Origin of the sequence: Paenibacillus sp. FSL H7-0943, from assembly GCF_037963265.1 — a bacterium.
Taxonomy (GTDB): domain Bacteria; phylum Bacillota; class Bacilli; order Paenibacillales; family Paenibacillaceae; genus Paenibacillus_AQ; species Paenibacillus_AQ odorifer.
This window is the reverse complement of record NZ_CP150148.1, coordinates 4927400-4952688: the sequence shown is the minus strand read 5'-3', so window position 1 is coordinate 4952688 and position 25289 is coordinate 4927400. Positions and strand designations below refer to the sequence as shown.

Below are 25289 nucleotides of genomic sequence, written 5' to 3'. Positions count from 1 at the left end.
CATGGTATACCGTGAATTGGAGGCTTTTCTTTTCTGTAAGACAGTACAGTATTTCGCTTTTATCGAAGATTAGGCAGGCTGGAAGAGTACACGATACTCGCCATAGCCCTCTTTCTCCAGATCCTCTTTTGGTATAAACCGCAATGCCGCTGAATTAATGCAGTAGCGCAGGCCGTTTTCCCCTGGACCATCGTCGAAGACATGACCTAGATGGGAATCTGCTACTTTGCTGCGCACTTCTGTGCGAACCATCAAATGGCTGAGGTCCGTCTTTTCCTTCACGGCGTAATCGCGAATCGGACGTGTAAAGCTGGGCCAGCCACAACCGGAATCGTATTTATCCTGCGAACTGAATAATGCTTCACCAGATACGATATCTACATAAATGCCTTCTCCGTGGTGATCCCAAAAATCATTTCGGAAAGGTGACTCTGTAGCGCTATTCTGAGTGACTTCATATTGAAGTGGCGTCAGACGTTCTTTTAAGCTTAGTTTGTCTTCTTTATGTGTCCAGTGGGTTTCGATAAAATCCTCTCGGCCGGAACCCTTACGGTAACGTTTGTAGTGACCCGGGTTCTTACGATGGTAGCCCTGATGATATTCTTCGGCAGGATAGAAGGTTGCTGCCGGGAGAATCGGGGTAACAATCGGGCTAGCGAATCGGCCGCTTTCTTGCAAAGCTGCCTTGGAAGCCTCTGCTTGTTGCTTCTGTTCTTCAGAATGGGTGAAGATAGCCGTTCCGTAAGAGGTGCCGCGATCATGGAATTGTCCACCCGCATCGGTTGGGTCAATTTGCTGCCAGAATAACTCAAGCAGCTTGCTATAAGGGAAAATTTCTGGATTGAACGTAATTTGTACGGCTTCAACATGTCCTGTAGTTTCGGAGCATACCTCTTCATAGGTAGGATTCACTGTATGCCCGCCAGTATAGCCGGAGACGACACTAATAATGCCTGGCAATTCCTCGAACGGCGAGACCATGCACCAGAAGCATCCACCTGCAAAGGTTGCTTTTTCCGCCTTGGAATTTATATGGTTAGTCTGATGTTCACTCATTAATATCCCTCCATTCATGTAATGCAATTAAATAGATCACAATCTAATTATAAAGCAAATAACCACAGCCTGCCAGCTTACGCCAAATAAGCTCTCTGTTACCTAGTGTTTTTTACTTCCTGTGAACTGTAACGAAAGCTTAGTCCGGCTATAATAAGCACAATGGCATAAACAATGATGGCTATAATCGCATTTCCAGGGTTCTGGAATAGTTGATCCCCAAGGAAGGCATACAAGGCGATGCCTGGGATTTTTCCAATAGCTGAGGCAGCAAGATAACTCCAGAAGGGCAGTCCGGCTGCTCCGGCATAGATGTTAACTGCTGTCTGCGGGATAATCGGCAAGAGACGTGCTAAGACAATAGAAGCAAAGGGCCGCCGTTCTATGCCTTTTGTGAATTTTTCGAGTAGGGGAATAGAAGTCAGATAAGCTCTCGCTTGATCTTGAAATAAGAACTTCACTACGCCGAAAAGGAATGCGGCAGCAAGGGTTGTAGCTACCCAGCAAATTAAAGCACCTGCCAAACTTCCGTATGCATAACCAAAAAATCCGATGACCGCTTTGTACGGTACAACTGGAAAGAGAGCCAGTAAAGTTGCGATCCCTATAGAGCTGAAAAGATTATGATCCTCTTTCATCCAGCTAAGGATGTCATATCTGTAGATAAACGCAAGGATTGTGCCCGAAACATAAAGAATAATCGAGAACCATTTTCTCATAGCTAATATACCCTTTCTTCCACTCATTCATCTCATCATACGGGATAAAAAGTAAATATTGAAGTGAAGATCATTGTCGGCGAACGCCAAGCAGGTATAATAGCATTTATAGAGAACAAAGAGAGAGATAAATTCTTGAATTATAAAGAGGGGAGTTAGATCAGTGATCGTTTCTGCACGCAAAAGAGTCGCCATCATCGGGATTGGCAATATCGCCCGCAAAGTATATTTGCCACTGCTCTCTCAGCATGGACAAGTTGAGGTAGTGGGGGTTCTCAGTCACTCATCCACAACAGTAGAGCAAGCTGTTAAAGCCTACCGTTTTCCTAAAGGTACGACAAATTTGGACGAGCTGTTGTCTTGGGATCTGGATGCAGTATTTGTGCATAGCCCAACGACGACCCATTATGATATAGTAACAAAATGTCTCGAGCATGGGATTTCGGCGTATGTAGATAAGCCGCTGTCCTATGATCTAGAAGAATCCAGAAGGATGGCAGAGCTGGCAGAAAATAAAGGGCTGCTGCTAGGCGTGGGCTTTAATCGGCGTTTTGCCCCAATGTATGTCACTGCCAAGAGTTGGCTCGAGGAAGCCGGAGGCATTAGCCATTGCCACGCGATTAAACATCGCACGAAGCTGCAGTTAGGCAGCAGCCGTGAGACTGTGCATGACGACTTGATTCATATGCTTGATCTGCTGTTATGGTTATGTGGAGATCAGTATGAGCTGCTTCGCAGTAATCTTCAATCCAATGGAGAGGGGCGACTTGTGCAGGTATCTGGAATGCTGGGTTGGGAGCAAGGCTCAGTGGGGATGTATAGCATGCTTCGTGAGGCGGGTGTTGATTTGGAGAAGCTGGAGCTGCACGGTAATGGACGTTCGGTGGAAGTGGCAGATCTGGACCAAGCCATCCTATATGAAAAAAATGCTTTGCCACGGACCCAGAGCTTTGGAAGCTGGGATACGGTGCTGGATAGAAGAGGTTTTGGTGGAGTGGTAGATCATTTCCTGAACAATATAAATACACCAGAGTTATGCAGTATTGCTGCTTCAGCAGTTCTGCCTAGTCATAGATTGGCAGCTCAGCTTGCTGAATGAGGTCTCTAAGAAAGGAGTAAAATATGGAAGACAACCGTAAATTAGTGGAGGAACAAATCATCGAAAGCTATAAGCGTGAGGAAGAGATGATGATCCTTGTATTCGCCCAGTGGTGCGTGAATCAAGGACTCGACCCGCACAGTTTATATTTACAGGCTTATCCACAGCAAGAAGGGAATGAAGCCTTGCGAAAAGCGCTTGCCCTAACGGTTTCTGCGGAGGAAGCAGGGGATATTTCCGATGACACAGTTCTGGGCGTACTCTCCTTATTCGGAAATGATGACTTGGCGCAAATCGTGACAGAAGCGATCGCTAAAAGGGAATCTAAAGCACATACAGGGGATTGACAACGAGGATATAATGATAATGTCAGATGAACTTTTTTTAGTAAACGATGTTCATCAGGGATGAAATGTGTTAATATTATATATACTAACTAATAGTAAGTTTCGCTAGTGAGAGGTGAGAACAATGGAAGAACATCAAATTTCGATGTGTCCCAGATTTGAGACAGCCTTCTCTTTCTTAGGCAAACGTTGGAATGGACTTATTATTCAGACATTGATGAGTGGACCGAAGCGGTTTAAAGATATTTCCGGCCTCATTCCTTCAATGAGCGATAAGATGCTGTCCGAGCGGATGAAGGATTTGGAAGGTGAGGGTATTCTGGTTAGACATGTATACCCGGAAACACCTGTGCGTATTGAATATGAACTAACAGACAAAGGCCGTGCGCTGGAGCCTGTTATGCAGCAGATTCAGTCTTGGGCTGAGAGCTGGGTAGAGTAGAAATCAAAGTCGTGTTGTGGCCCTTTTTCCTGAAGAACGGAGGAGGGCTTTTCAATTTTTAAATAAAAACCTTGCACAGATCGAAAAAATCTGTAATATAATAGAAAAAACGTTGTATGTTCCTTGCATGGAAACGCTTGCAATATTGGTTTTTGCTCAAATCTACTCAGCTGGAGTACAGGCATAGCAAAACTATTAGGAGGCGAGGGAGATGAAGACCACCCTGTTTTCCCGGGAAATAACGTATGGAAAAAAGGATGTTGCTGAGCTGGAGAACGCTTCGATCAAAGTACAGCTCATCTATGACAAGACGTTGTTCATGCTGCATAGCCATCTTCCAGATTCCTTATGGGATGCGTGGATTGGCGTGCCTTACAGCATTATCTCTTCACTCTACAAAGGCAACAATGATAGCGGGACTATTTTTCAAAAATGGATTCAAAGTCCTTCTGGCTGGAAATGTATCGGCTGTGAACGGCATTGTCTGGAGTCGACGGAACCTCTTCAAGAAGTGAATGTGGCGAGTAATCAACGACAATATAAGTTCCATAATGGCATTCGCCAAAGCATGGTGCTACAAGCCCTAATTTGGTCCATGTACGAGAATACCGTATTATTCAAACCCTTTTTAGGGGATGAGCCCTTTTTTGATGAAGATGATTTGCATACGATATCCTCTTATTTCGTGCCAACTTACCTTAATGATCTACGTCTTCTGGAGCAGTCTAAGCCTTGTAAAGAGTACAAAGATCAGAATATACAGATTTATCAGGAATGGATATCCGCCCCTGACCTTGTCCTCAAATGGAACGGAGGCCTAACAGAAGGCAGATGGATGACTGGTGTTTATATGGATCACTCCCGCTTTGCTGGCTTAGGACCTTATTTGAAGGACGCAAAGGGTAAGCGAACGTATATGCAGGCTTATGTTCAATAGAAGATACAGATTTGGTGTGACCAAATAGATAAATGTAAGACAAATAACATTATTGATGCCCGTGTGGTAAACAAAGGACAGGTCAATTGTGGGGATTTATCTCCATAATTGACCTTTTTCGTTCAACAAAGAGATACAATTTTCGTGAGTACAATCACAAGTCAAAACTCCTTTCAGGGTTAAGGTGAACAGGTAGAAAAGATTTTTTCAGAACCTGATCACATATCCCGAGGAGGAACTATTATGGAAACTAAACAACCTAATGATAGAATTTCGGATTTACAGCATAAGCAATCGGTGCAACCTGGATTTACTCCAGATGCCCTGGTAAAAGATATTGTGCTGCAATTCCCAAAAGCTGCGGATTATTTCAAGTCCAAACGGATTGATTTCTGCTGTGGAGGCGCCAAACCTCTTGCTGAAGCAGCTGTAGAGCGTGGACTAGATCAAGAGATGATCATTAGTGATCTCAACAAGCTGTTCGAGGAATATCCGGTACCTCAAGAAGAACTCGCATGGAACACAGCACCTTCTGCAGAGTTAATCGAGCATATCGTGAGTAAACATCACCATTACCTGCGGGAAGAGCTGCCCCTGATTAGCCAAAATGTAACTAAGGTATACCGGGTTCATGGCGGAGATTCCCCTCATTTAGAAGAGTTATATAGTTTGTTTAATGCACTCAAGGAAGATCTGCTTCAGCATACAGCTAAAGAAGAGGAAGACGAGTTTCCAAAATTATTAGCGTATGATGCCAATCCAAGTGAAGAAGGGCTGACCATACTTCGTGAGGCATTAGTTAACCTTGAGAGTGAACATGACACAGCAGGCGATATATTGAGACAAATACGCAAAATAACAGCTGATTTCACCCCACCGGCTCATGCTTGTACAACCTATCGTTTGACTTATGCCCGGCTAGAGGAGCTGGAGAGCATGACTTTTGAACATGTTCATCTGGAGAATAATATATTGTTCCCTAGATTCCAGTAGAAAAAATGAGTTTTCATAGAGTCCCTTAGGGGACTTTTTTTATATTTGAGAACAAAGCTTATTTACGTTATTCTTAAATAGACAGTATGCATAACTTACTACAAGCCTGAGACGCTGTGTGGTCATTAGGCGGGACAAGGCGGTGTCACTATGCCCACGAAATATATGTGGAGGTTGTTACTAGGATTAGTCATCGTATTCATAATAGGTGGGTGTTCCACTCTTGCTGACATTAATAATGAAGGGAATAATGGCTTAGCAGGATCAGACGGGCCTACGCTTTCGCTTATCGTTGCGGGAAATGACTTGCTTACCAACCCTTTGGACAAGCAGCTTAGCGAGAGCTACAGAAAAGGGATAACGATCTTTGACCTACTGAAAGGTAGTGGGAAGGCCACCTTTTCTGAGGATAACACAAGCATTCTAACGGTAAATAATATTTCACTCGGTCCAGGAATGAATTGGGAGCTGCAAATGGATGGGGAGACCATTGGACCTGAGGATTGGGGTCGAACAGTCGGGCATGAATCAAAATTAGTAATTACGGCGATGTCTAAGGAACAAGAGGAACCCCTTCAAATTGTGTTGTTGACCGTGAATGGTGGAAGTGAGCAAGTGAATTTGAATCATTCATATGTTATGGGATTTACTGAAGATTTAACAGTGAGAGGTTTGTTGAAGAACAGCAGTGTGGTGCAGTTGACCGAAGACAACAAAAAGGTGTTATCCATTGGTGATTATACTCCTCTTAGCAATGAAGTTTGGAAGATGAAGGTGAATGGGAAGCAGCTGCTTGAGAATGGAATGGACATGAAGCTTAGAGTGCAGGATGAATTGGAGATTTTATTGGCTATACGTTAAAAAAAAGTACATAAATGCCAGATCTACGGTTGCTCAGAATCCGTGATCTGGCTTTTTTAATTGGAAGTTATAACCTAATAAAGTTGTCTTATTTTTATGTGAAAACATTCACATTTAATGTGACTGTAATCACAATCTCTCTTAAATTTTGAAATGTATAATTCCATTATGTAGAAGAGAAGTTGAAGCAAAGTTCAACAAGAACGGATAAGACTGAGGAGGCACCTAACCATGGCAGCGAAGAGAGAAAAATTAGTATTAGTCGGCAACGGTATGGCAGGCATAGGTACGCTAGAGCAAATATTGAAGCTAGGTGGAGCTTATGACATTACGGTCTTTGGAAGCGAACCTCATCCCAATTATAATCGGATCATGTTGTCCTATGTTCTCGAAGGCAGCAAAACCATCAACGATATCATCCTAAACGACTGGAATTGGTATGAAGATAACAACATTACCTTGCATACAGCAACAACAGTTACACGAATTGACGAGCATTCCAAGCAAGTAATTGCGGATAACGGTATGGCTGTTTCTTACGATAAAGTGATTATTGCAACGGGTTCGAATTCATTTATTTTACCTGTACCTGGTTGTGATAAGGAAGGCGTAGTGGGTTTCCGGGATATTGCAGATTGTGATGCGATGCTGGCTGCGGCTAAACAATACAACAAAGCGGCGGTAATCGGCGGGGGTTTACTTGGATTGGAAGCGGCAAAGGGTCTTGTGAACCTTGGCATGGACGTTACTGTAGTACATCTGATGGAAGATCTAATGGAGCGCCAGCTGGATCGTAATGCCTCTTCTATGTTGCAAGCTGAGCTAGAGCGTCAAGGCGTGAAATTTGCCATGGGCAAACAAACAGTAGAATTGACCGGGGAACAGAGAGTAAGTGGATTACAATTTAGTGATGGCACTTCACTTGCGGCTGATTTTGTAGTTATGGCTGTAGGCATCAAACCGAATATAACTGTGGCAAAAGAAAGCGGAATTGCTGTTAATCGTGGGATTGTAGTGGACGATTATCTGCAGACCTCTATGCAAAATGTATATTCCATTGGCGAATGTGCCGAACATCGCGGAGTTTGTTACGGATTAGTAGCTCCGCTATTCGAGCAGGGGATGGTTCTAGCTAAACATCTCTGCGGAAGCGATACAAACCCATATGAAGGTTCTGTTGTCTCCACCAAATTAAAAATTTCCGGAGTGGATGTATTTTCTGCAGGTGAGTTTATGGATTCTCCTGAACATACTGTAATCTCAAGCAAAGATGAATGGAAGCGAACCTATAAGAAAATTCTGCTCAAAGACAATGTCATTGTTGGTGCAGTCCTATTCGGGGATGTGACAGAGTCGGCTAACCTGCAAAAGTTAGTAAAACAAGGCGCTGTAATGACCGATGAAATTTATACAGAGGTTATGGGTACGGGCTGCTGCGGAAGTGGAGCCAAAAAGAGCACATCCGTAGAAGCGATGGCGGACGAAGAAATCGTTTGTGGCTGTAACGGGGTTACGAAAAAAGCGATTGTGGATGCGGTCATAGAAAATGGTTTTACTACTGTGGACGAAATAAAAGCATGTACAGGAGCGACGCGCTCTTGCGGAGGTTGTAAACCGGTTGTAGAACAAATTTTACAATTTGTCCTGGGTGATAGTTTTGAGCAGTCTGCCAAGCAAGGAATTTGTAGCTGCACAACGCTTAGCCGGGATGAGATTGTTGCTGAGATTACAGCTAAAGGTCTTAGTACTACTAAAGAGGTTATGCATGTACTGGGTTGGAAACAAGAGGAAGGCTGCTCTAAATGCCGTCCGGCGATTAACTATTATCTGGGGATGATAAATCCCGATACACATCAAGACGAGAAGGAATCACGCTTTGTTAATGAACGTATGGGAGCCAATATTCAGAAAGACGGAACCTATACCGTTATTCCACGCATGTACGGCGGGGTAACGACACCGGAGGATTTGAAGAAAATCGCTGATGTCTCCCTTAAATATGATGTGAAAGTTGTGAAGGTGACGGGTGGGCAACGCCTGGATCTAATCGGGGTGAAAAAAGAGGATCTGCCGAAAGTATGGGAAGAGCTCGATATGCCATCAGGTTATGGTTATGCCAAGTCGCTACGTACCGTTAAGACTTGTGTGGGTTCACAGTTCTGCCGTTTCGGCACACAGGATTCGCTGGGAATGGGCGCGCTCATAGAACGTAAGTATGAACGTCTTGATTTTCCTGCCAAGTTTAAAATAGCTGTCAACGGCTGCCCGCGTAACTGTGCGGAATCCTGTACGAAGGATATTGGCATCGTCGGTAATGATGGCGGTTGGGAAGTGTTTATCGGTGGTAACGGTGGGATCAAGCCACGGATCGCTGACTCCTTCTGCAAAATAAAGACCGATGAAGAGTTGATCGAAGTGTGCTCCGCTGTGATGCAATATTACCGTGAGACCGGCAATTATTTGGAGAGAACCTCCGAGTGGGTTGAGCGTATGGGACTTGAGCAGATTCAAATGGTCATTTTGAATAATGAAGATAACCGCAAAGAGCTGGCCGCACGGATTGACTTTGCTCTGACTCAGGTTACGGATCCTTGGAAAAAAATGCTCAATGACAGCAGCACTCGTACTGCGCTTTTTGAAGAATCAAGAGTCTAGCGGATATAACGCACACAGAAGGGGAGAGACCAATGAATAAGACCACACAAACGTATGCAATAGGATCAGTACAGGATTTCCTGCTGCAAATTGGCCGCGTAGTGATTGCTGGAAATGTTGAACTGGCTGTTTTCCGTGCCTCTGACGGAGCCATCTATGCAGTAGAGAATCGCAGTCCTCATCCTAAGGGGGGCCCGCTTGCTGAAGGGATCGTGTCAGGTCACTATCTGTACGATCCACTGTACGATTGGAAAATCGATCTGCGCACGGGTGAGGTGCAGGCACCAGACCAAGGTAGTGTGGTGACTTATCCAGTCACACTGGACGGAGAGAAAGTTACAGTGAGCGTGTAGACACCGAAGAGTGTAGTAATAGATTTAATAGAAAACGGTGGGGTGGAGTATTATGTTTACGCAAAGTGTGGAGAGCATCGTAGAGACGGCAGTCAGTAAGCGGGACAAAATGAATGAAAGCTTGCCAAGATATTTTCTAGCAGCCCTATTGGCAGGTGCTTATGTAGGTATTGGGATTATCCTTATTTTCTCCCTAGGAGCACCGTTAGCGGCTGCCAAATCTCCTTTCCAACCGCTTATTATGGGCACATCCTTCGGCATCGCACTGACGCTTGTAGTATTTGCAGGCTCAGAGCTGTTTACCGGGAATAATATGTTTTTTACTGTAAGTACACTGGCAGGCAGAACCAGTATCTGGGATACCGTTAAGAACTGGATTCTTGTATTTATCGGGAATGTGGTAGGTGCAGTGATTTTAGCACTTTTAATTCGTGGGACTGGGTTGTTCAGTGCTGCGCCGCCGGAGCATTTGATTTTTACAGCCGCTGCTAAAAAAATGAGTCTCCCGTTCTCCGAGCTGTTTTTTCGTGGAATCCTGTGTAATTGGCTGGTCTGTTTAGCGCTATGGATGTCCTCACGCGCTAAAAGTGAATCTGCTAAGCTAATCTTAATCTGGTGGTGTCTGTTTGCCTTTATCGCAAGTGGATATGAGCATAGTGTGGCTAATATGACTCTGCTTAGTGTTGCTGTGTTGCTTCCAAATCATCCGGAAACCATTACGATAGCTGGATGGCTGCATAATATGATCCCTGTAACTTTGGGGAATATCATTGGTGGAGGCGTATTCGTCGGTATGGCCTATTGGGTGATCTCACCAGTGCGTGGTGCTCGCAACAACCGTTAAGATCCATTTTTAATTAACTATATTAGAGCTGAACCGATCTTGGGTTTAGCTCTTTTTTTGTTGAATATAAAAAAAAGACACCTGCATTAGGCGCCTTGGACCACTCTATTTTATATTATGCAGAATAATTGGGTCATGTATGTTTCATTGAGGTGAATAGAGGGTATATTATAACGGAATTAGATCCGGCAGATTTCGTTCGGACACAATTCGCAGTGGCAAATTTCTTGCAGCATGCCAAGGTCCTTGATGACAATCATACCGTTCTCATACTCAACAGCATCTTTTTTACGCAGATCGCTCAGCATCCGGTTAACACTTTCACGAGTGGCACCGATCATGTTGGACAAATCTGTATGCGTAATTTTTTTGTTGATAAGGATATTCTCACCATCGCTGCTCTTCTCACCGTAGGTGTTGCCAAGACGAATGAGCGTGGAGCAGAGTGCACCTGGTTTGCCGTACATCATTAGATCACGGAATTTAGTTTGGGTGAGACGGTGATGAATACCCATCCATTTCATAAAGTCGATAGCAAAGTCACAATGTTGGCAGATGAGAATTTCTAGATCCTTTTGTTCGATGACGCCAACTTCACTTTCTTCAATCACTTCGGCTGTAAAGCTATGCTTAGTGCTGAAGAATGGATCTGCTTGACCTACCATATCACCAGCTTGATACATATAAAGAATGAGTTCTTTACCTTCATCAGTAGATTTAGTTAATTTCACACGTCCACGTTTGATATAAAACAATTTATCCGAGTAGTCGCCTTCCCAGAATAGATGTGAACCCTCTGGAACTATGCGCTCTTTCATTGTAACTAGAAGTCTGTTGAAATTCTGTTCGGAGAAACAGTTTGTATTTCCGTGGGCTTCGATAACATTGTAATGTTCTTTTAGCATAATCGACATCCCCTTTATTCCCTCAGTTTTTCAGTAAATTTTAAATTAATTATACCTTGAAAATCCCTCGAATTGGTTATAAAAAATCGTTTAAAAGTGTCGAATTTTCAACATTGTGATAAATTTCACTTCTAAAGTGTTCGATGTAATATTCTTTTTAACTAAAAAAGAGTAAGTGATCTCACGTTTATGATATATGAACAGCGGCTATCCATTATTCTCAAATACTGGGTTAATCGCTGTTTTTTTGCGTCCCCGTTAGATTGTAACATATAACACAGTTGAAATTCATGTTCAAGAAATTAGTTCTATCTCAACTCCGTATAAATGCACACATCTTCATTACGGTCGGACATTGGCTCTACTGCTATGCAGCGATATCCTGAAATTGGAGCAAAAATCAGGAGAAGGAGAAATCATATATGGCAAAAGTAGCAGACAAATATCTTAAGGTTGATCCGTGGGCAATTATTGAAGAGGGCTTTGATCCAGAGCGAAATCGGACTTCGGAATCTATTTTTTCATTGGGTAATGAATATATGGGTGTACGGGGATATGCAGAGGAAGGGTATTCAGGTGACACCCTGCAAGGAAGTTATTTTAATGGATTAAATGAACAATTGGATATTGGCAATCACTACAAAGGGATTATTCGCTCGCTGAGATATATGGTGAATGCAGTGGACTGGCTGTATACACGTCTATCTGTAGATGGTGAACAGCTTGATTTAGCAAAAAGTAACGTAACGGATTATGTGCGTAGGTTGGATCTTCGTAAGGGTACGTATCGGAGAGAGCTAGTCTGGCATCTAAACGATGGCAAGTCGCTAAAAGTAGTCTTTACACGTCTGGTCAGTATGACTATGTCTCATTTGGGGTTGCAGCGGGTGGAATTTGAACCCCTTAATTTCTCGGGGAGCGTGGACATTTGTGCAGGTCTTGATTTCGGCATTATTCATGAAGAACGCGGCGAATGTATGTGGAACAATCTCCGCAGCGGAGTAAGTGGAGCGTCCTCTGCTATTATGGCGAGTACAGTGAATACTGGGAATAAGCTGTTCTCAAGCTTTACCTTACAATCCTCGCAGCCGTTACAGCTCACTGCTACTGAGAGTGATAAGTTTATTGGACAAAATTTCACCCTCAACCTTACGAAAGGAGAAGTCTCCTATTTTACCAAACTGGTTATGAACTATTCGGATAGTGATTCTGCCCATACAGCTGAAGAGCTGTGGAGCAAAGGTCTGTCTCTTGCTGAAACCGCAAGCCAATTGACGGATACTCAAATAATCGCTGATCAGACAGCTTATTGGAAGGGCATCTGGGAGACAAGTGATATCCGAATTGAGGGCGATCCTGAGAATCAACAGGGTATTCGTTTCTGTATCTTTCAGCTTTATCAGACCTATCATGGCGACCATCCCGGTTTTAATATTGGCGCCAAAGGGCTGACGGGGGAAGTATATCGTGGGTTGGCTTTTTGGGATACAGAATCCTATTGCTTACCGTTCTATATGTTCAATAATCCAAAAGCTGCCCGGAGCTTATTGGAATTCAGATATAAAACATTGCCACAGGCTATGCAGCGCGCTAAAGAAGTGGATTGTGAGGGAGCCTGCTATCCTATTGCTACTATAGATGGAACAGAAAGCTGTGATCTCTGGCAGCACTCTAATCTTCAGCTTCATGTAGGGACTGCTGTTTCTTATGGCATTTGGCATTATGTCAAAAATACAGGTGATAAAAGCTTCCTGCATAGTAAAGGGGCTGAGATGCTGATTCAGATCAGCAGATTCTATGCTACACGTGGTCAATGGGGGCAACGCAGCGGGGAATATGGTTATTTTGGCGTAATGGGTCCTGATGAGTTCCAATTGATGGTCAATAACAACTGTTACATTAATCTGATGGCTCAACAATCTTTTGAATACACCCTAGAGACTCTTCGGGAGATGAAAGAACAAGCTCCTGCTGCTTTTGCAGCTGTGGTAGAGAAAACAGAACTTCATGACGAGGAACTCACCGATTGGGAAAATAAGGCGCAGCATATGCGGATTCCGGTTGACGAAGTGACAGGAGTTTATGAAGAGCATGATGGGTTCTTCGATATGCCACATATTGATATTCATTCGATTCCGGTAACAGAATTCCCATTATATTCGAACTGGTCATATGATCGTTTGTATCGCTATGACATGATTAAGCAGCCGGATGTACTTATGTTTATGTTCTTGTACAGCGGACAATTCTCTAAAGAAGCGAAGCTGGCGAACTATGAATACTACGAGCCTAGATGTATTCATGAGTCTTCGCTGTCACCTTCGATCCACTCCATTTTGGCAAGTGAAATCGGCAAACCCGAGGAAGCATATTCGTTTTTTGAATTTGCTACTCGACTGGATTTAGACAACTATAACCGCAATACCCGTGAAGGGCTGCATACTACCTCAATTGCTGCTGCTTGGATGAATATTGTTTACGGCTTTGGCGGAATGCGTTCGGATGGAGCGCGTCTGTCCTTTCAGCCAACCCTGCCAGAACGCTGGGATGAATATAGCTTCCAAGTGTTGTATGAAGGAGTGCTTCTGAGAATTGTGGTCGACAAAAATTCAGTAACAATCACTGCGGTTAATGGTGGAAGTACCGAAATTATAGTGTACGGACAGTCGATTACAGTGGATGCTTCCGGGAAGACGCTTCCGCTAGGCGAAGGGATGCTGGCAGGATGAATTGGACCGTAAAGGATAGTTGTTTTGATAAACAGCTGGTGACGACAAACGGTAACAAATATATGCTAGGCAATGGCTACATGGGATATCGTGGCACACTGGAGGAATTCAGCAAAACCGAGCTAGTAGCTGTCACCCTCGCAGGTCTATATGACAGAGCAGGAGACAAATGGAGAGAACCCGTTAATGCCCCTAATGGATTGTTGACCAAAATTTTCTGTAATGATCAGCTCTTAAGTGTGCTTGACCGTGAACCGGTCGCTCATACTCAGGAGCTAAATATCCGAAATGCCATTCATCATCGGAGCACTGAATTTGCTGTATCTGACGGCGGGACGTTGACGTTTACCGCAGATCGTTTCGTAAGCCTGGATAATCTTCACTTGCTCGTTAGTAAATACTCTATTCGCAGCACACATGACTGCCGTGTAGCCATTGAGACGGGAATTGACGTAGATGTGTGGGATATCAATGGGCCTCATCTCTACGGACAAACGGTGCAATTGAAGGACGAGGTACTGATCTCTTCATCTGTTAGCGGAGAATTGAAGATCCCGGTGGTTGTGGCGGAGAGGGCGGTATTCAGTTTTGGTGAGGAGCTACTGGAAGATGGTGCTGCTGTTCGCCGGATTTCTTTTGATGCCCGTGCGGGTGAGACGTATGAATGGTTTAAGTATGTAGCAGTCTATACTGGACTTGATGCTGATCAGCCGGAGACGGAAGCTGTTAAATCTGTCCATGCTGCTGAGGCGCTGGGTTATGAGGCGTTATTTAAGTCTCACCGTCTGATATGGGATGAGAGATGGTCACACAGTGATGTAATCATCGAAGGTGATGAAGCTGCCCAATTTGCCTTGAGATATAGTATCTATCAGCTGTTAATCATTGCGCCTACAGTTTCGGAGAAGGTGTCTATTCCAGCCCGGGGATTATCGGGTCAGGTATATAAGGGAGCTGTATTCTGGGATACGGAAATGTTTATGTTGCCGTTTTTCCTGCACAGTGATCCTAAGGTAGCGCGGAACTTGATGATGTACCGGATTCATACATTGGATGGTGCTCGCCGTAAGGCCGCGGAATATGGATTTTTGGGCGCATTTTATGCTTGGGAAAGTCAGGATACGGGAGACGATGCCTGTACTTTGTTTAATGTGAATGATGTATTTACAGGCCGGCCGATGCGCACCTATTTCCGCGATAAGCAGGTTCATATCAGTGGTGACGTTGTGCATGGGATCTGGAAATATGTTCAATTCACAGGGGATGAAAGTCTGCTTACTAGTGGAGGAGCAGAGGTGATCTGGGAATGCGCTCGCTTTTTCTACTCTTACGCTTACTATAATTCGGTTAAACAGCGGTTTGAGATTCTGGATGTTACAGGTCCGGATGAATATCATGAGCGTGTGAACAATAATGCTTTTACGAATGCACTGGTTAAAGAGACGCTTGAGAATGCCTTGCGTACGGCAGCCTTGCTGCAAGAGAAGTATCCTGAGGACTACAGTCAATTGTCCGCTCAGTTTAGCTCAGGGCCATTCCTGAAGGAGTTCAAAACGATGCTGGATAGCTTTTACGTTCCACAGCCTGATCCTGCCAGTCTTGTTATTGAACAATTCGACCGGTACCTCACCTTGGAGGATGTAAAACTAACAGAACTGAAATCACGTGTGCTTAATAAAAATGAGTATTTTGGCGGCGGCAATGGCTTAGCTACCACCACAACCATACTTAAACAAGCAGACGTTGTGTTGATGCTGAATTTGTTCAAGCACTCCTTTAGCAAGGAAGTGAAACAAGCGAACTGGGAATTTTACCAACCGCGTACGGAACACGGATCAAGCTTAAGCCCTTGTATCTACGCTTTGGTAGCTGCTGATATTGGTTCACCGGATTGGGGCTATCCGTATTTTATGCGTACGGCTACCGTCGATCTCACCGGCGAATCTAAGCAATATGTAGGGGATCTCTACATCGGAGGGACTCATCCGGCTGCGAATGGTGGTGCTTGGATGGCGGCGGTTCTTGGCTTCGCTGGGTTGGACTACGAAGGAGGGGTTGTGCACATCAATCCATCTCTGCCGCAACATTGGCAGTCCGTTCAGCTTCCGGTTACCCTGCGCGGCGACACCATCCAACTGCGGATCAGTAAGGATGAAGTCACTGTGATCACAGCTGCTGATTACAGTGGAGACTTGGTATTCTCGGTGCAAGGCGGAGAAGGCAAGTCCTGCTCTGCAGGTGAGATCCTTCGACTGGCCTTTGACGAAACGGGATTATAAATATTAATACACAACGGAGAGGAAGCAAATCAATGTTGGAAAATATGAAAGGCGCCATCTTTGATCTGGATGGCGTGATCGTAGATACAGCCAAATATCATTATTTGGCGTGGGCGAGTCTTGCAGATGAGCTTGGCTTTAAATTCACGGAGGAGGATAACGAACGGCTTAAAGGTGTGAGCCGGATGAGATCACTTGATATCCTGCTGGAAGTGGGTGGCCTGGAATTTGAGGAAGCAGAGAAGCTGGCAATGGCGGAGAAGAAAAACCGCCTGTACGTAGAATACATTTCTCGACTCGAGGAATCGGAGCTGCTGCCTGGAGTGAAAGAATACCTAACAGGATTGAGATCACGTGGGATTGGGATTGCGTTAGGTTCAGCCAGTAAGAACGCTGAGTTTATTTTGAATAAGCTGAACATTACAGACTTATTTGATGCAGTTGTTGACGGCAACAAAGTGTCACTAGCCAAACCGGACCCAGAGGTGTTCCTGATCGCGGCTCAGGAGATAGGCTTGCAGCCGGATGAATGTGTTGTGTTTGAAGATGCTGAGGCAGGCGTTCAAGCAGGTAAAGCTGCTGGGATGAAGGTTGTAGGTATCGGCAAACCTGAGGTGCTGAAGGAAGCTGATCTGGTCGTTAAAGGGTTGTATGAGCTGCTGACAGACTAAAGCTCTAAATGAACATGGGACCGACTCCAAAGTAGCGGATGACTTTGGGGGCGGTCTTTTTTTGTGCAAAGTCTCTGTATTTAGCTGGCCCAGACTGTCCATCGGACCTCATAGTCGCTATTAGCCATAAATCGGCTCATTTGCGAACCTATCGGACCGCATAGTCGCTATTGGCGCGAAAATCCTTCATATCGCACACGTTTGGAACGAATAATGCCTCTGGGGTCCGAAACTCCCCGTAAAAGCAGGAATTTGTTCAAATAGCTGCATCTGAGTCCGATCGCTCATCGTGCTGAGAGTGTATGGGAATGCAAAGTGCCGAATAAGTAGCTGAGCTGCACATTAAGTTAGTCAGATAGTTAGTCTTAAGCTCAAAAACTCAAAAACTCAAAGGGTCTATCGGACCTCATAGTCTCTATAAGTAATAATCCGGCTCATTTGCGAACCTATCGGACCGCATAGTCGCTATTGGCGCGAAAATCTTTCACATCGCACACGATTGGAACGAATAACGCCTCTGGGGTCCGAAACTCCCCGTAAAAGCAGGAATTTGTTCAAATAGCTGCATCTGAGTCCGATAGCTCATCGTGAAAAAAGTGTGTGTGGGAATGCAAAACGCCGAATAAGTAGTTGAGCTGCACATTAAGTAATTCAGATAGTTAGTCTTAAGCTCAGACGGTGATCGGACCCCATAGTCGCTATTAGCCGTATATTAAGTCATTCAGAACGTTAGTCAAAAGCTCAACAGTTTATCGGACCGCATAGTCGCTATAAGTAATAATCCGGCTCATTTGCGATCCTATCGGACCGCATAGTCGCTATTGGCGCGAAAATCCTTCATATCGCACACGTTTGGAACGAATAATGCCTCTGGGGTCCGTAACTCCCCGTAAAAGCCAAAAATCAGCCCAATAGCTGCATCTGAGTCCGATCGCTCATCGTGAAAAGAGTGTGTGTGGGAATGCAAAACGCCGAATAAGTAATAAGTCGCACATCAAGAAACCCAACGCCCACAACGCCCTACAACGCAACCATCGCACATTAAGCAATCCAACGCCCTACAATACCACCATCGCACATCAAGTAATCCAGACGCCCAACAGACAAAGCACATTCAAGTATTGAAGTACTTGAGTGTTCAAGTGTTCAAGTGTTCAAGAACATACATGGCACTTCTTCCATATAGAGTTCATTTCTCCTAGCCCCACGCAGTGTCCTTTATACCGCTCCCACTTTTTCTGTTTGCGGTTTTTAAGAGTTCCGTTGATGGAGTTGCGAAGTGGAGGTTTGGAGCTGGAGAAACGCCAGTGGTCGCCTTTATCCTCGGATTTCTACCACTCAGCGGTATAAAATCAGGAAATCTGAGGATAACAGCGATCGTAAGCCCAAACGCTCTACGTAGTGGCGAACATATCATCATGCTCTTTTTATCCGCCCAACATAAAAAACTACATACAAATGAACATAAAAAACTTTAAAATAAACATATGTAAGCGTTTATCACTTTGATATAGTTATTGAACCCGGAGGTGTATCTCGATGTTGTCTAGGCTGATTAGGCCGATTTTGAAGCTAAACGTCAAACAACAGCTTATCCTGCTGTTTCTGATTATGATCTCGCCGATTCTGTTTTTGAACATTTACGGGAATATGAAGGCTGAGCAAATTCTGAAGCGCCATGTGACGAATGCTTATGTAGAGCTGAACAAGCAAAACTTCACCATCATTAACCGAGATATCGATACCGTAAATAAAATTACTACCACTGTAATTCAAAATCCTCTGATTCAACAGATTAATATGACGGGTTCGGATACCATTCTGGAGCGGGTTAAACGTTATGAGACGATAGAGAAGCTGTTGGTCAGTTACTCGCAGGGAGCGGAGCGTGGGGACGGCATCTATTATTCCCTTTATATATACGATCCCGAGGATTATTATTTTTTTGCACCCAATTTCCCACAGGTTAAGAAGGCGGGGGTATATTTCTTTTCCAAAGCGGAAGAGCCCTATTGGTTCGAGGAGGTTGTCCAGAAAAAGGGTCGCGGATCTCTAAAATTTACAGGGAAGCTAAGTGCACAAGCGGAAAACTTGAAGACTCTTACCTATATGAGAGCTGTCAATAACATCTCCAGAAAAGCTGAGACCATTGGGGTTTTAGTCATTACCAAAATGGACGCAAAAATCGGAGAATCCCTTAAATCCATATCGTTGCCTGATGGTGATATTTACTTAACAGATCTGGATAATCGTGTACTCGCTTCTACTACGAATAATACTGGTGAGATCATTACGCTGCCGGAGACGGTCGTTGCTGAGGATTTGGAGGGAACCGTGGATGTTATTACCTCGGATTTTATTTATGTGGTCAATAATAACCATGCCTTAGGACAGAAGCTAGTCTACAAAATCGCCGTAAAAGCGCTGCTGCAGCAACAAAACGAAATGAAAAGTGTGATTCAATACATAACTGTGGCCTATGCTGTTTTTGGATTAATCATGATTACTTATTTCTGGCGTTCATTAATGACGCCTTTGCAAAAGTTAGCTTTTTTCGTCCGGAAGTTTGAGCCAGGCAATCGTGTCCCTGAGACGCCAAAAAGAGGGAGTAACGATGAGGTCAGTGTGCTGATTGGATCTACCTATGACATGGCCCGCAGGCTAAATGGACTAATTACTTATAAATACCAGATGGAGCTAAAACAGAAGGAATCACAGCTTCAACTGCTCTATCAGCAGATCAATCCGCATTTGCTCTACAACACTTTGGAGAGTATTTACTGGAAAAGCTCGCTGGAAGGTAACGTTGAATCCGCCGAGATGATCAAGGAATTATCCAAGCTTATGAAGATTAGCCTCAGTCGGGGAAGGGAGCTGATTAGCCTTGAAGAAGAGCTGGAGCATGCAACGGCCTACATCAAGCTGCAGCAGCACCGGTATGATTATATATTTCGTGTAGTAATGAAGATTCATCCAGATACGAAAAGAAATCTAATTCCTAAAATTACCCTGCAGCCGTTAATTGAGAATGCTATTATTCATGGTGTCAAAAATATGGGCGAGGATGGGGAAATCATCATTAGCGCAGTTTGTGTGGACGATACCGTCGAGATCACTATTGAAGATAACGGCTATAAGTCTGTTGATTATCAGGCCATTGAAGCTGTGCTGAATGACGACAGTCCAAATCCGGCCAGCGGTTACGGGATTCGCAACATTAACCAGCGTATTCATTTACACTTCGGCTCTGATTATGGCATCAGCTATACCCCTCGTAAAGAGGGCGGTACATTGGTGACGGTTAAGCTTCCGAAATCAGAGAATCAGGACTAAGGAAGGGGAGCATACAGATATGTTCAATATATTAGTTGTGGATGACGAACCCTTGATTTGTAAAGGGCTGAGCAATTTATTAGCTTCTTCGGGGTTAAACATAGACCATATTTATACAGCAAACAGTGGTTTTGAAGCGCTGGACTGCATTCGGATGGAGGAAATAGACCTGCTCGTGACTGATATTCAGATGGGCGCAATGAGCGGGATTGATCTAATGCAGCATGCAAAATTGGCCAAACCCTGGGTACAGACCATCGTGATTTCTGCACACGAGACGTTTCAATATGCGCAAATGGCCGTTAGGCTTGGAGCGAAGGATTATTTGATCAAACCTTTGAACAGTGAGCAATTTCTGGATTCGGTGCGAAATGTGCTGCTTAAGATGGGGAAACCATCACCAGAATTGGATATTTTCATGTCAGGTATTAACGAAAGCTTTCGGCTGGAAGAGCCGCTTCCGGAATACAGCAAGTTATTGAATGAGCTGCTCATTGAGCCTGAAGGTGTACTGTGTGATGCAGAACGCTTGCAAAAGCTGGATAACCTGAAGCTGCAAGGGCCGTATTTTTCCGTCTTAAAAATTAAGGTGCCTCTGGCTGGAACGAATCAGGAGAAGCACTACACCCTGCGGGACAGACGGCTTCTTTGTTATGCCGCGCTGAATATCGCCAAAGAGCTGATGGATCAGGAGTGGAACTCGACAGCCTTTTACGCAGAGGATGAAGAGATTACGATCATTATTCAGTGGGATGAAAAAAGCTATGAAGATTCGTCTGCCAGCCAAATTAATAGGCTAGATATCCTTGGCCGTAGTCTTCATTTTAATATTCAAAAATATCTGCACTTAAATGCAGTTATCGGCATCAGCCAGATTCTCAAGGGTCTTTCTTTTATGGCTGTATTGAACCGTCAAGCCTCCAAAGCCATTCTCTGGAATAATGAACACAATGACCATTATGTGTTTTACTACGGGGATTTTAATTGGAACAGCTACACAACCGATCCTTCAGTAGAAGAGCTTCATACACGCAGCAATCTGATTGTAGAGAAAGCGAGAGAGTATATTGACGAGAACTATGCGCAAAAAGGATTAACCATCCATGAAGTGGCTAAGAAAAACCATGTCAGCCCCAATTATTTGAGCTATCTGTTTAAGAAAAATACAGGTTACAACCTGTGGGAATATGTAATTAAGCTGCGGATGGAAGAAAGCCGGGAGATGATTTTGAACACAGATCTTCGCAGATACGAAATCGCCGAGCGCGTAGGTTATGAATCACCGGAGCATTTTAGTAAAATTTTCAAAAAATATTATGGGATTAGCCCCAGTGAATTGAAGAAGTAAAAACACATACTACTTCGGTAGATTTAGACATGTTCAGTACAACCCTCATTTTCTACAATTTAAGGTAGGAAGCATTTTGCGAAAAATGCTGAAAGAAAAATGGAATGAGGGAGCCTGATGAATCAAACCGCAGTTGTATCCGAAAATCCGCCGGCGCTGAAGGGTACACCTTACAAGCAAAACCGCTGGAAGAAAAACTTTTGGGGATATATGTTCCTCGTACCTGCTGTGATTATTTTTGTAATGTTCTTGTGGGTGCCAATTTTTAAAGGCTTGTTGTACAGCTTCTACCATGTTGATTTTGTAAAAGGGAATAGCTTTGTTGGTTTTGAGAACTATGCTAGAGCCCTTAGTGATCCGGATGTTTTGACCGCGTTAAAAAATACAGGGTATTACATGCTTCTATGTCTTATTATCGGGTTCTGGGTTCCGATTGCTTTTGCTATTATGATCTCGGAGCTGAGAAGGTTTGGGGGCTTTGTACGGGTAGCGGCTTACCTACCTTTTGTAATGCCTGGTGTGGTGCTATATGGACTCTGGAGATGGCTCTATGATCCTGTGGGCCCAATCAATGCAGTATTAAGCTCGCTTGGTGTGGACCAGGTTGCCTTCCTGACAGATACAAGGTGGTCGATGATTTCCCTTGTTTTTATGGAGACGTGGCAGCAGTTTGGATCAGGGATGTTAATATACTTGGCTGCTGTACTCAGCATTCCGCGGGATTGGTATGAAGCAGCTGAGATTGATGGGGCGGGTGTGTGGGCACGTATAAAGTACATCACATTGCCTTCGCTACGTAATTTGATCATTTTGATGTTTATATTACAGATTATCGGGACTTCACAAGGGTATCAGTCACAAATGGCGCTGCTTGATGGTGGACCGAATAATACTACGCTTACCTATGCGCTGCTGATCGTAAAATATGCTTTTACAAGACTCGATTATGGAACAGCGACTGCGCTTGGCATGCTAATGTTCATAGTCCTAGGTGGTTTGGGCATTTTACAGTTCAAGCTTAACAAGGAGGACAACTAAGATGAAGAGCGCAGATAGAGGCATACTCTCAGAACATGATTTGAAAAAAACAAGCAATAAGATCGTTTATGGCTTGATGTGCGTGGTTATTTTGATTATGGTGTTTAGCATGCTGTATCCGATTTGTATGACGTTATTTAACGGACTGAAATCGAATCAAGAGGTGAACTCATTCCCACCGCATTTTTTCCCGCAGGAATGGCACTTCAGCAACCTTAAAGAAGCGATGAACTACATTGATCTGCTGATGTTCCTTAAGAACACTATTTATATTTTTGTGGGGAATATGGTCGTGACACTAGTCGTATTGGGAATGTCTGCTTTCAGCATTTCTCGTATGAATGTTCCTTACAGAAAGGCAATTTATTTCTTTTTCCTGATGACATTGTTTATTCCGGCGACCAGCTACATGATTCCCAACTTTGTCAATCTAAAAGAGCTTGGATTACTGAATCAGTACGCTGCCTTTTGGCTGCCGGCTGGTGCGAATACATTCTATTTTCTACTCTTAAAGAACTTTTTTGATGGGATACATCCTGAAATTTTTGAAGCAGCGCGGATTGACGGCTCCTCTGAGCCGAGAAGCTTTTTCTCCATTGCAGTGCCATTGTCGGTTCCGATATTTGCTACGCTGGCGATCTTTATCTTTTCTACTGCATGGAATGACTGGTTCTGGCCATCTCTGGTTATGCACAGTGAAGAGAAATATACGCTCGCGACAGCAATCTATAAATACGTTATTAATGTAAAGGCACTTAATACGAATATTAAATTCGCTATCCTATTTATCGTATCGTTGCCGCCGATCCTTGTCTTCCTGATTTTCCAAAAGTTCATTATGCGTGGCGTCGCATTATCAGCAGTTAAGGGATAAGCGCAGATCGACCGATTTAGTCACGGATCGTAAACATGCACATGAAAGGAATATAAATGCACCTCGTTTGTAAACGATTTCTCTTTTATGATCGATATGTAAGATAACTATGAATTGAAAAGGGGAGTTTCAATGCGTAAGTACTCTAGCGTGCTACTAAGCCTCCTTGTGGCCGGATCATTGTTAACCGCATGCGGCGGTAACAACAATAACGGAAACACGACAGGAAACAAGGAAGGGGAAGCGACTACTGCGCCAACGAATGCTGCAACAGATAATGCTGGCAGTGCTACAGCAGCGCCAACTGATGATATCACACAAAGAAAAGTGACCATCAAAATTCACTATCCAACCCCTGACCTAACCGAAGTTAGAGCACAGGAAGATGACAAGATCAAACGTTTCCAAGAGGAGTATCCGAATGTTGAAATCGTCAAAGACGATTGGCAGTACAATGTAAGTGAAATCGGCATCAAAATGGCAGCGAATGAAGCTCCAACCTTCTTTAACACTTACGCTACAGAAGCAAAATTCCTAGTTGAAAAAGGCTGGGTAGCTGACATTACGGATCTGTGGAATAAATACGAATTTAAGGATCAAATTAACCCGGTTCTCCAAAACCAATTTATCATTGACGGAAAAGTATTCGGCGTAACTCAAAAGGGTTATGTAACAACCACAATGATCAACAAAAAAATGCTGGATGAAAAAGGCGTTGCTGTTCCATCTATGGATTGGACTTGGGATGATATGCTGAATACCGCGAAAGGCGTAGCTGATACCAAAAAAGGGATTTCCGGTATTGCTCCAATGGGTAAAGGGAATGAAGCAGGCTGGAACTGGACCAACTTCCTGTTCGAGGCTGGCGGTGAAATTCAGAAGATTGAAGGCGGTAAGGTTGTAGCTACTTTTAATTCTGAGGCTGGGATTAAAGCGCTGGATTTCTACAAGAAACTTAGATGGGAAGCAAATGCGATTCCTCAGGACTGGGCACTGGGCTGGGGTGATGCTGTAGGCGCATTCCAACAAAGTCGTACAGCAATGGTAATGGCTGGATCTGACGGTGTTATTGAGCAAGCGTTGAATCAAGGCGGTCTGAAACCAGAAGATGTACTTACGTATCCAATGCCTGCGATGGAAAAAGGCGGAAAACACACTGGGGTACTTGGTGGTGACTACCTTGTAATCAATCCAAATGCAACACCAGACGAGCAAGAAATGGCATTCCGTTATATTACATTTGATTACTTCTCCGATAAAGGTCTAGAAGCACTGGATGCGGTTCTGCAACAACGTACAACGGATGGCAAATACTTTATTCCGCCGCTCTTAGATTACTATTCTGCAGATTCTGACTTCGGCAAGAAAACAAAAGCTGTGTATGATAAATATACAAATGTATATCAATACAGCCCTGATATTTTAGGCTTGCTGGACGGTAAACCGGAAGCGCAATACAATACACAGGACTACTACGCAACCATGTCCAATGTAATTCAAGAGCTGTTCTCCAAAAAAGGAACAGATTCTAAGACACAGCTTGAAGCTGCTGCCAAAACAGTGCAAGAGAAATTCTTCGATACAATTAAAGTAGAATAGGCAAGGAAGGACAGAACCGGCTCCTTTAGGAGTCGGTTTTTTTATGTTTATATTATTGATATTTTTATAAATCAACCCAACGGATGGCTTCCGACTATTTTTTAGAGGGTCATGAGAAAAATAGAGTGTCAACAAAATTAGATTTGTATTTTTAAAATATTTTTGCGAGCGGAAAGGTAGAAAATGGGTATCGGTTCTTGTCTTTTT

At 43.9% G+C, this 25289-nt stretch carries 20 protein-coding genes; 17 read left to right on the top strand and 3 right to left on the bottom strand.

Annotated features, from left to right (window positions below):
- Positions 1-69: 69 nt before the first annotated feature.
- Together msrA and NSQ55_RS21755 are read right to left on the bottom strand one after the other, a co-directional pair.
- Positions 70-1056, bottom strand: a complete 987-nt coding sequence (gene msrA / locus NSQ55_RS21760) for a peptide-methionine (S)-S-oxide reductase MsrA (protein ID WP_038572566.1) — start codon at positions 1054-1056, stop codon at positions 70-72.
- Between the two features lie 98 nt (positions 1057-1154).
- Positions 1155-1775 carry a VTT domain-containing protein gene (locus NSQ55_RS21755; RefSeq protein ID WP_076184190.1) on the bottom strand — a complete coding sequence of 207 codons (621 nt, stop codon included), beginning with the start codon at positions 1773-1775 and terminating at the stop codon, positions 1155-1157.
- A gap of 163 nt (positions 1776-1938) precedes the next feature.
- Here NSQ55_RS21755 and NSQ55_RS21750 point away from each other — a divergent pair, with 163 nt between their 5' ends.
- From NSQ55_RS21750 to NSQ55_RS21710, 9 genes are all read left to right on the top strand, one after another.
- Entirely contained in the window at positions 1939-2874 is a 936-nt protein-coding gene (locus tag NSQ55_RS21750; RefSeq protein WP_339169061.1) for a Gfo/Idh/MocA family oxidoreductase, read from the top strand.
- Positions 2875-2897: 23 nt separating this feature from the next.
- Complete coding sequence (locus NSQ55_RS21745; RefSeq protein ID WP_339169060.1) at positions 2898-3221, top strand: hypothetical protein; 324 nt, start codon at positions 2898-2900, stop codon at positions 3219-3221.
- A gap of 124 nt (positions 3222-3345) precedes the next feature.
- A complete protein-coding gene (locus NSQ55_RS21740; RefSeq protein WP_036682958.1) occupies positions 3346-3663 on the top strand; it encodes a helix-turn-helix domain-containing protein in 318 nt (105 codons plus the stop codon).
- A 211-nt stretch (positions 3664-3874) separates the two neighbouring features.
- On the top strand, positions 3875-4600 hold the full coding sequence (locus NSQ55_RS21735; protein ID WP_076130692.1) for a hypothetical protein: 726 nt from the start codon (positions 3875-3877) through the stop codon (positions 4598-4600).
- 297 nt (positions 4601-4897) lie between these two features.
- Positions 4898-5593, top strand: coding sequence for an iron-sulfur cluster repair di-iron protein (ric, locus tag NSQ55_RS21730; protein ID WP_339174572.1), 696 nt, complete (start codon positions 4898-4900; stop codon positions 5591-5593).
- A 150-nt stretch (positions 5594-5743) separates the two neighbouring features.
- Positions 5744-6454, top strand: a complete 711-nt coding sequence (locus tag NSQ55_RS21725; protein ID WP_076130686.1) for a hypothetical protein — start codon at positions 5744-5746, stop codon at positions 6452-6454.
- Positions 6455-6685: 231 nt separating this feature from the next.
- Positions 6686-9109 carry a nitrite reductase large subunit NirB gene (nirB, locus tag NSQ55_RS21720; RefSeq protein ID WP_339169056.1) on the top strand — a complete coding sequence of 808 codons (2424 nt, stop codon included), beginning with the start codon at positions 6686-6688 and terminating at the stop codon, positions 9107-9109.
- A 32-nt stretch (positions 9110-9141) separates the two neighbouring features.
- Complete coding sequence (nirD, locus tag NSQ55_RS21715) at positions 9142-9462, top strand: nitrite reductase small subunit NirD (RefSeq protein WP_076130684.1); 321 nt, start codon at positions 9142-9144, stop codon at positions 9460-9462.
- A gap of 52 nt (positions 9463-9514) precedes the next feature.
- Positions 9515-10306 (top strand): formate/nitrite transporter family protein, encoded by a 792-nt coding sequence (locus NSQ55_RS21710; RefSeq protein ID WP_076130683.1) that lies wholly within the window; start codon positions 9515-9517, stop codon positions 10304-10306.
- 179 nt (positions 10307-10485) lie between these two features.
- Here the strand turns inward: NSQ55_RS21710 and NSQ55_RS21705 are convergent, their stop codons facing one another.
- The gene (locus NSQ55_RS21705; protein WP_036682945.1) at positions 10486-11211 is read right to left on the bottom strand and encodes a Crp/Fnr family transcriptional regulator; all 726 of its coding nucleotides are present in this window, start codon (positions 11209-11211) and stop codon (positions 10486-10488) included.
- A gap of 422 nt (positions 11212-11633) precedes the next feature.
- Between NSQ55_RS21705 and NSQ55_RS21700 the strand changes: the two genes are divergently transcribed.
- The 8 genes from NSQ55_RS21700 (at position 11634) to NSQ55_RS21665 (ending at position 25082) form a co-directional block, all read left to right on the top strand.
- Positions 11634-13940 (top strand): glycosyl hydrolase family 65 protein, encoded by a 2307-nt coding sequence (locus NSQ55_RS21700; protein WP_076184184.1) that lies wholly within the window; start codon positions 11634-11636, stop codon positions 13938-13940.
- Positions 13937-16219, top strand: a complete 2283-nt coding sequence (locus tag NSQ55_RS21695; RefSeq protein WP_339169049.1) for a glycosyl hydrolase family 65 protein — start codon at positions 13937-13939, stop codon at positions 16217-16219. Before NSQ55_RS21700 ends, NSQ55_RS21695 begins: the two co-directional genes overlap by 4 nt.
- A gap of 32 nt (positions 16220-16251) precedes the next feature.
- Positions 16252-16890: a beta-phosphoglucomutase gene (gene pgmB, locus NSQ55_RS21690; RefSeq protein WP_076302713.1), complete on the top strand. Its 639-nt coding sequence runs from the start codon at positions 16252-16254 to the stop codon at positions 16888-16890.
- Positions 16891-18429: 1539 nt separating this feature from the next.
- Positions 18430-20223, top strand: coding sequence for a histidine kinase (locus tag NSQ55_RS21685; RefSeq protein ID WP_076129623.1), 1794 nt, complete (start codon positions 18430-18432; stop codon positions 20221-20223).
- Between the two features lie 19 nt (positions 20224-20242).
- Positions 20243-21571, top strand: a complete 1329-nt coding sequence (locus NSQ55_RS21680) for a response regulator (protein WP_076278412.1) — start codon at positions 20243-20245, stop codon at positions 21569-21571.
- Between the two features lie 117 nt (positions 21572-21688).
- Positions 21689-22609 carry a sugar ABC transporter permease gene (locus tag NSQ55_RS21675; RefSeq protein WP_076129625.1) on the top strand — a complete coding sequence of 307 codons (921 nt, stop codon included), beginning with the start codon at positions 21689-21691 and terminating at the stop codon, positions 22607-22609.
- Position 22610: 1 nt separating this feature from the next.
- Positions 22611-23483 (top strand): carbohydrate ABC transporter permease, encoded by an 873-nt coding sequence (locus NSQ55_RS21670; RefSeq protein ID WP_036682930.1) that lies wholly within the window; start codon positions 22611-22613, stop codon positions 23481-23483.
- A 132-nt stretch (positions 23484-23615) separates the two neighbouring features.
- Entirely contained in the window at positions 23616-25082 is a 1467-nt protein-coding gene (locus NSQ55_RS21665) for an extracellular solute-binding protein (protein WP_076129626.1), read from the top strand.
- Positions 25083-25289: the final 207 nt, after the last annotated feature.

What these genes read in the sequence shown, in the direction of transcription:
- NSQ55_RS21695 (WP_339169049.1), top strand. Translation starts at nt 13,937, where the DNA reads ATGAATTGGACCGTAAAGGATAGTTGTTTTGATAAACAGCTGGTGACG.
- NSQ55_RS21740 (WP_036682958.1), top strand. Translation starts at nt 3,346, where the DNA reads ATGGAAGAACATCAAATTTCGATGTGTCCCAGATTTGAGACAGCCTTC.
- NSQ55_RS21745 (WP_339169060.1), top strand. Translation starts at nt 2,898, where the DNA reads ATGGAAGACAACCGTAAATTAGTGGAGGAACAAATCATCGAAAGCTAT.
- nirD (WP_076130684.1), top strand. Translation starts at nt 9,142, where the DNA reads ATGAATAAGACCACACAAACGTATGCAATAGGATCAGTACAGGATTTC.
- NSQ55_RS21670 (WP_036682930.1), top strand. Translation starts at nt 22,611, where the DNA reads ATGAAGAGCGCAGATAGAGGCATACTCTCAGAACATGATTTGAAAAAA.
- NSQ55_RS21675 (WP_076129625.1), top strand. Translation starts at nt 21,689, where the DNA reads ATGAATCAAACCGCAGTTGTATCCGAAAATCCGCCGGCGCTGAAGGGT.
- NSQ55_RS21665 (WP_076129626.1), top strand. Translation starts at nt 23,616, where the DNA reads ATGCGTAAGTACTCTAGCGTGCTACTAAGCCTCCTTGTGGCCGGATCA.
- NSQ55_RS21700 (WP_076184184.1), top strand. Translation starts at nt 11,634, where the DNA reads ATGGCAAAAGTAGCAGACAAATATCTTAAGGTTGATCCGTGGGCAATT.
- NSQ55_RS21755 (WP_076184190.1), bottom strand. Translation starts at nt 1,775, where the DNA reads ATGAGAAAATGGTTCTCGATTATTCTTTATGTTTCGGGCACAATCCTT.
- NSQ55_RS21710 (WP_076130683.1), top strand. Translation starts at nt 9,515, where the DNA reads ATGTTTACGCAAAGTGTGGAGAGCATCGTAGAGACGGCAGTCAGTAAG.
- NSQ55_RS21725 (WP_076130686.1), top strand. Translation starts at nt 5,744, where the DNA reads ATGCCCACGAAATATATGTGGAGGTTGTTACTAGGATTAGTCATCGTA.
- NSQ55_RS21685 (WP_076129623.1), top strand. Translation starts at nt 18,430, where the DNA reads ATGTTGTCTAGGCTGATTAGGCCGATTTTGAAGCTAAACGTCAAACAA.
- pgmB (WP_076302713.1), top strand. Translation starts at nt 16,252, where the DNA reads ATGTTGGAAAATATGAAAGGCGCCATCTTTGATCTGGATGGCGTGATC.
- nirB (WP_339169056.1), top strand. Translation starts at nt 6,686, where the DNA reads ATGGCAGCGAAGAGAGAAAAATTAGTATTAGTCGGCAACGGTATGGCA.
- NSQ55_RS21680 (WP_076278412.1), top strand. Translation starts at nt 20,243, where the DNA reads ATGTTCAATATATTAGTTGTGGATGACGAACCCTTGATTTGTAAAGGG.
- NSQ55_RS21705 (WP_036682945.1), bottom strand. Translation starts at nt 11,211, where the DNA reads ATGCTAAAAGAACATTACAATGTTATCGAAGCCCACGGAAATACAAAC.
- msrA (WP_038572566.1), bottom strand. Translation starts at nt 1,056, where the DNA reads ATGAGTGAACATCAGACTAACCATATAAATTCCAAGGCGGAAAAAGCA.
- NSQ55_RS21735 (WP_076130692.1), top strand. Translation starts at nt 3,875, where the DNA reads ATGAAGACCACCCTGTTTTCCCGGGAAATAACGTATGGAAAAAAGGAT.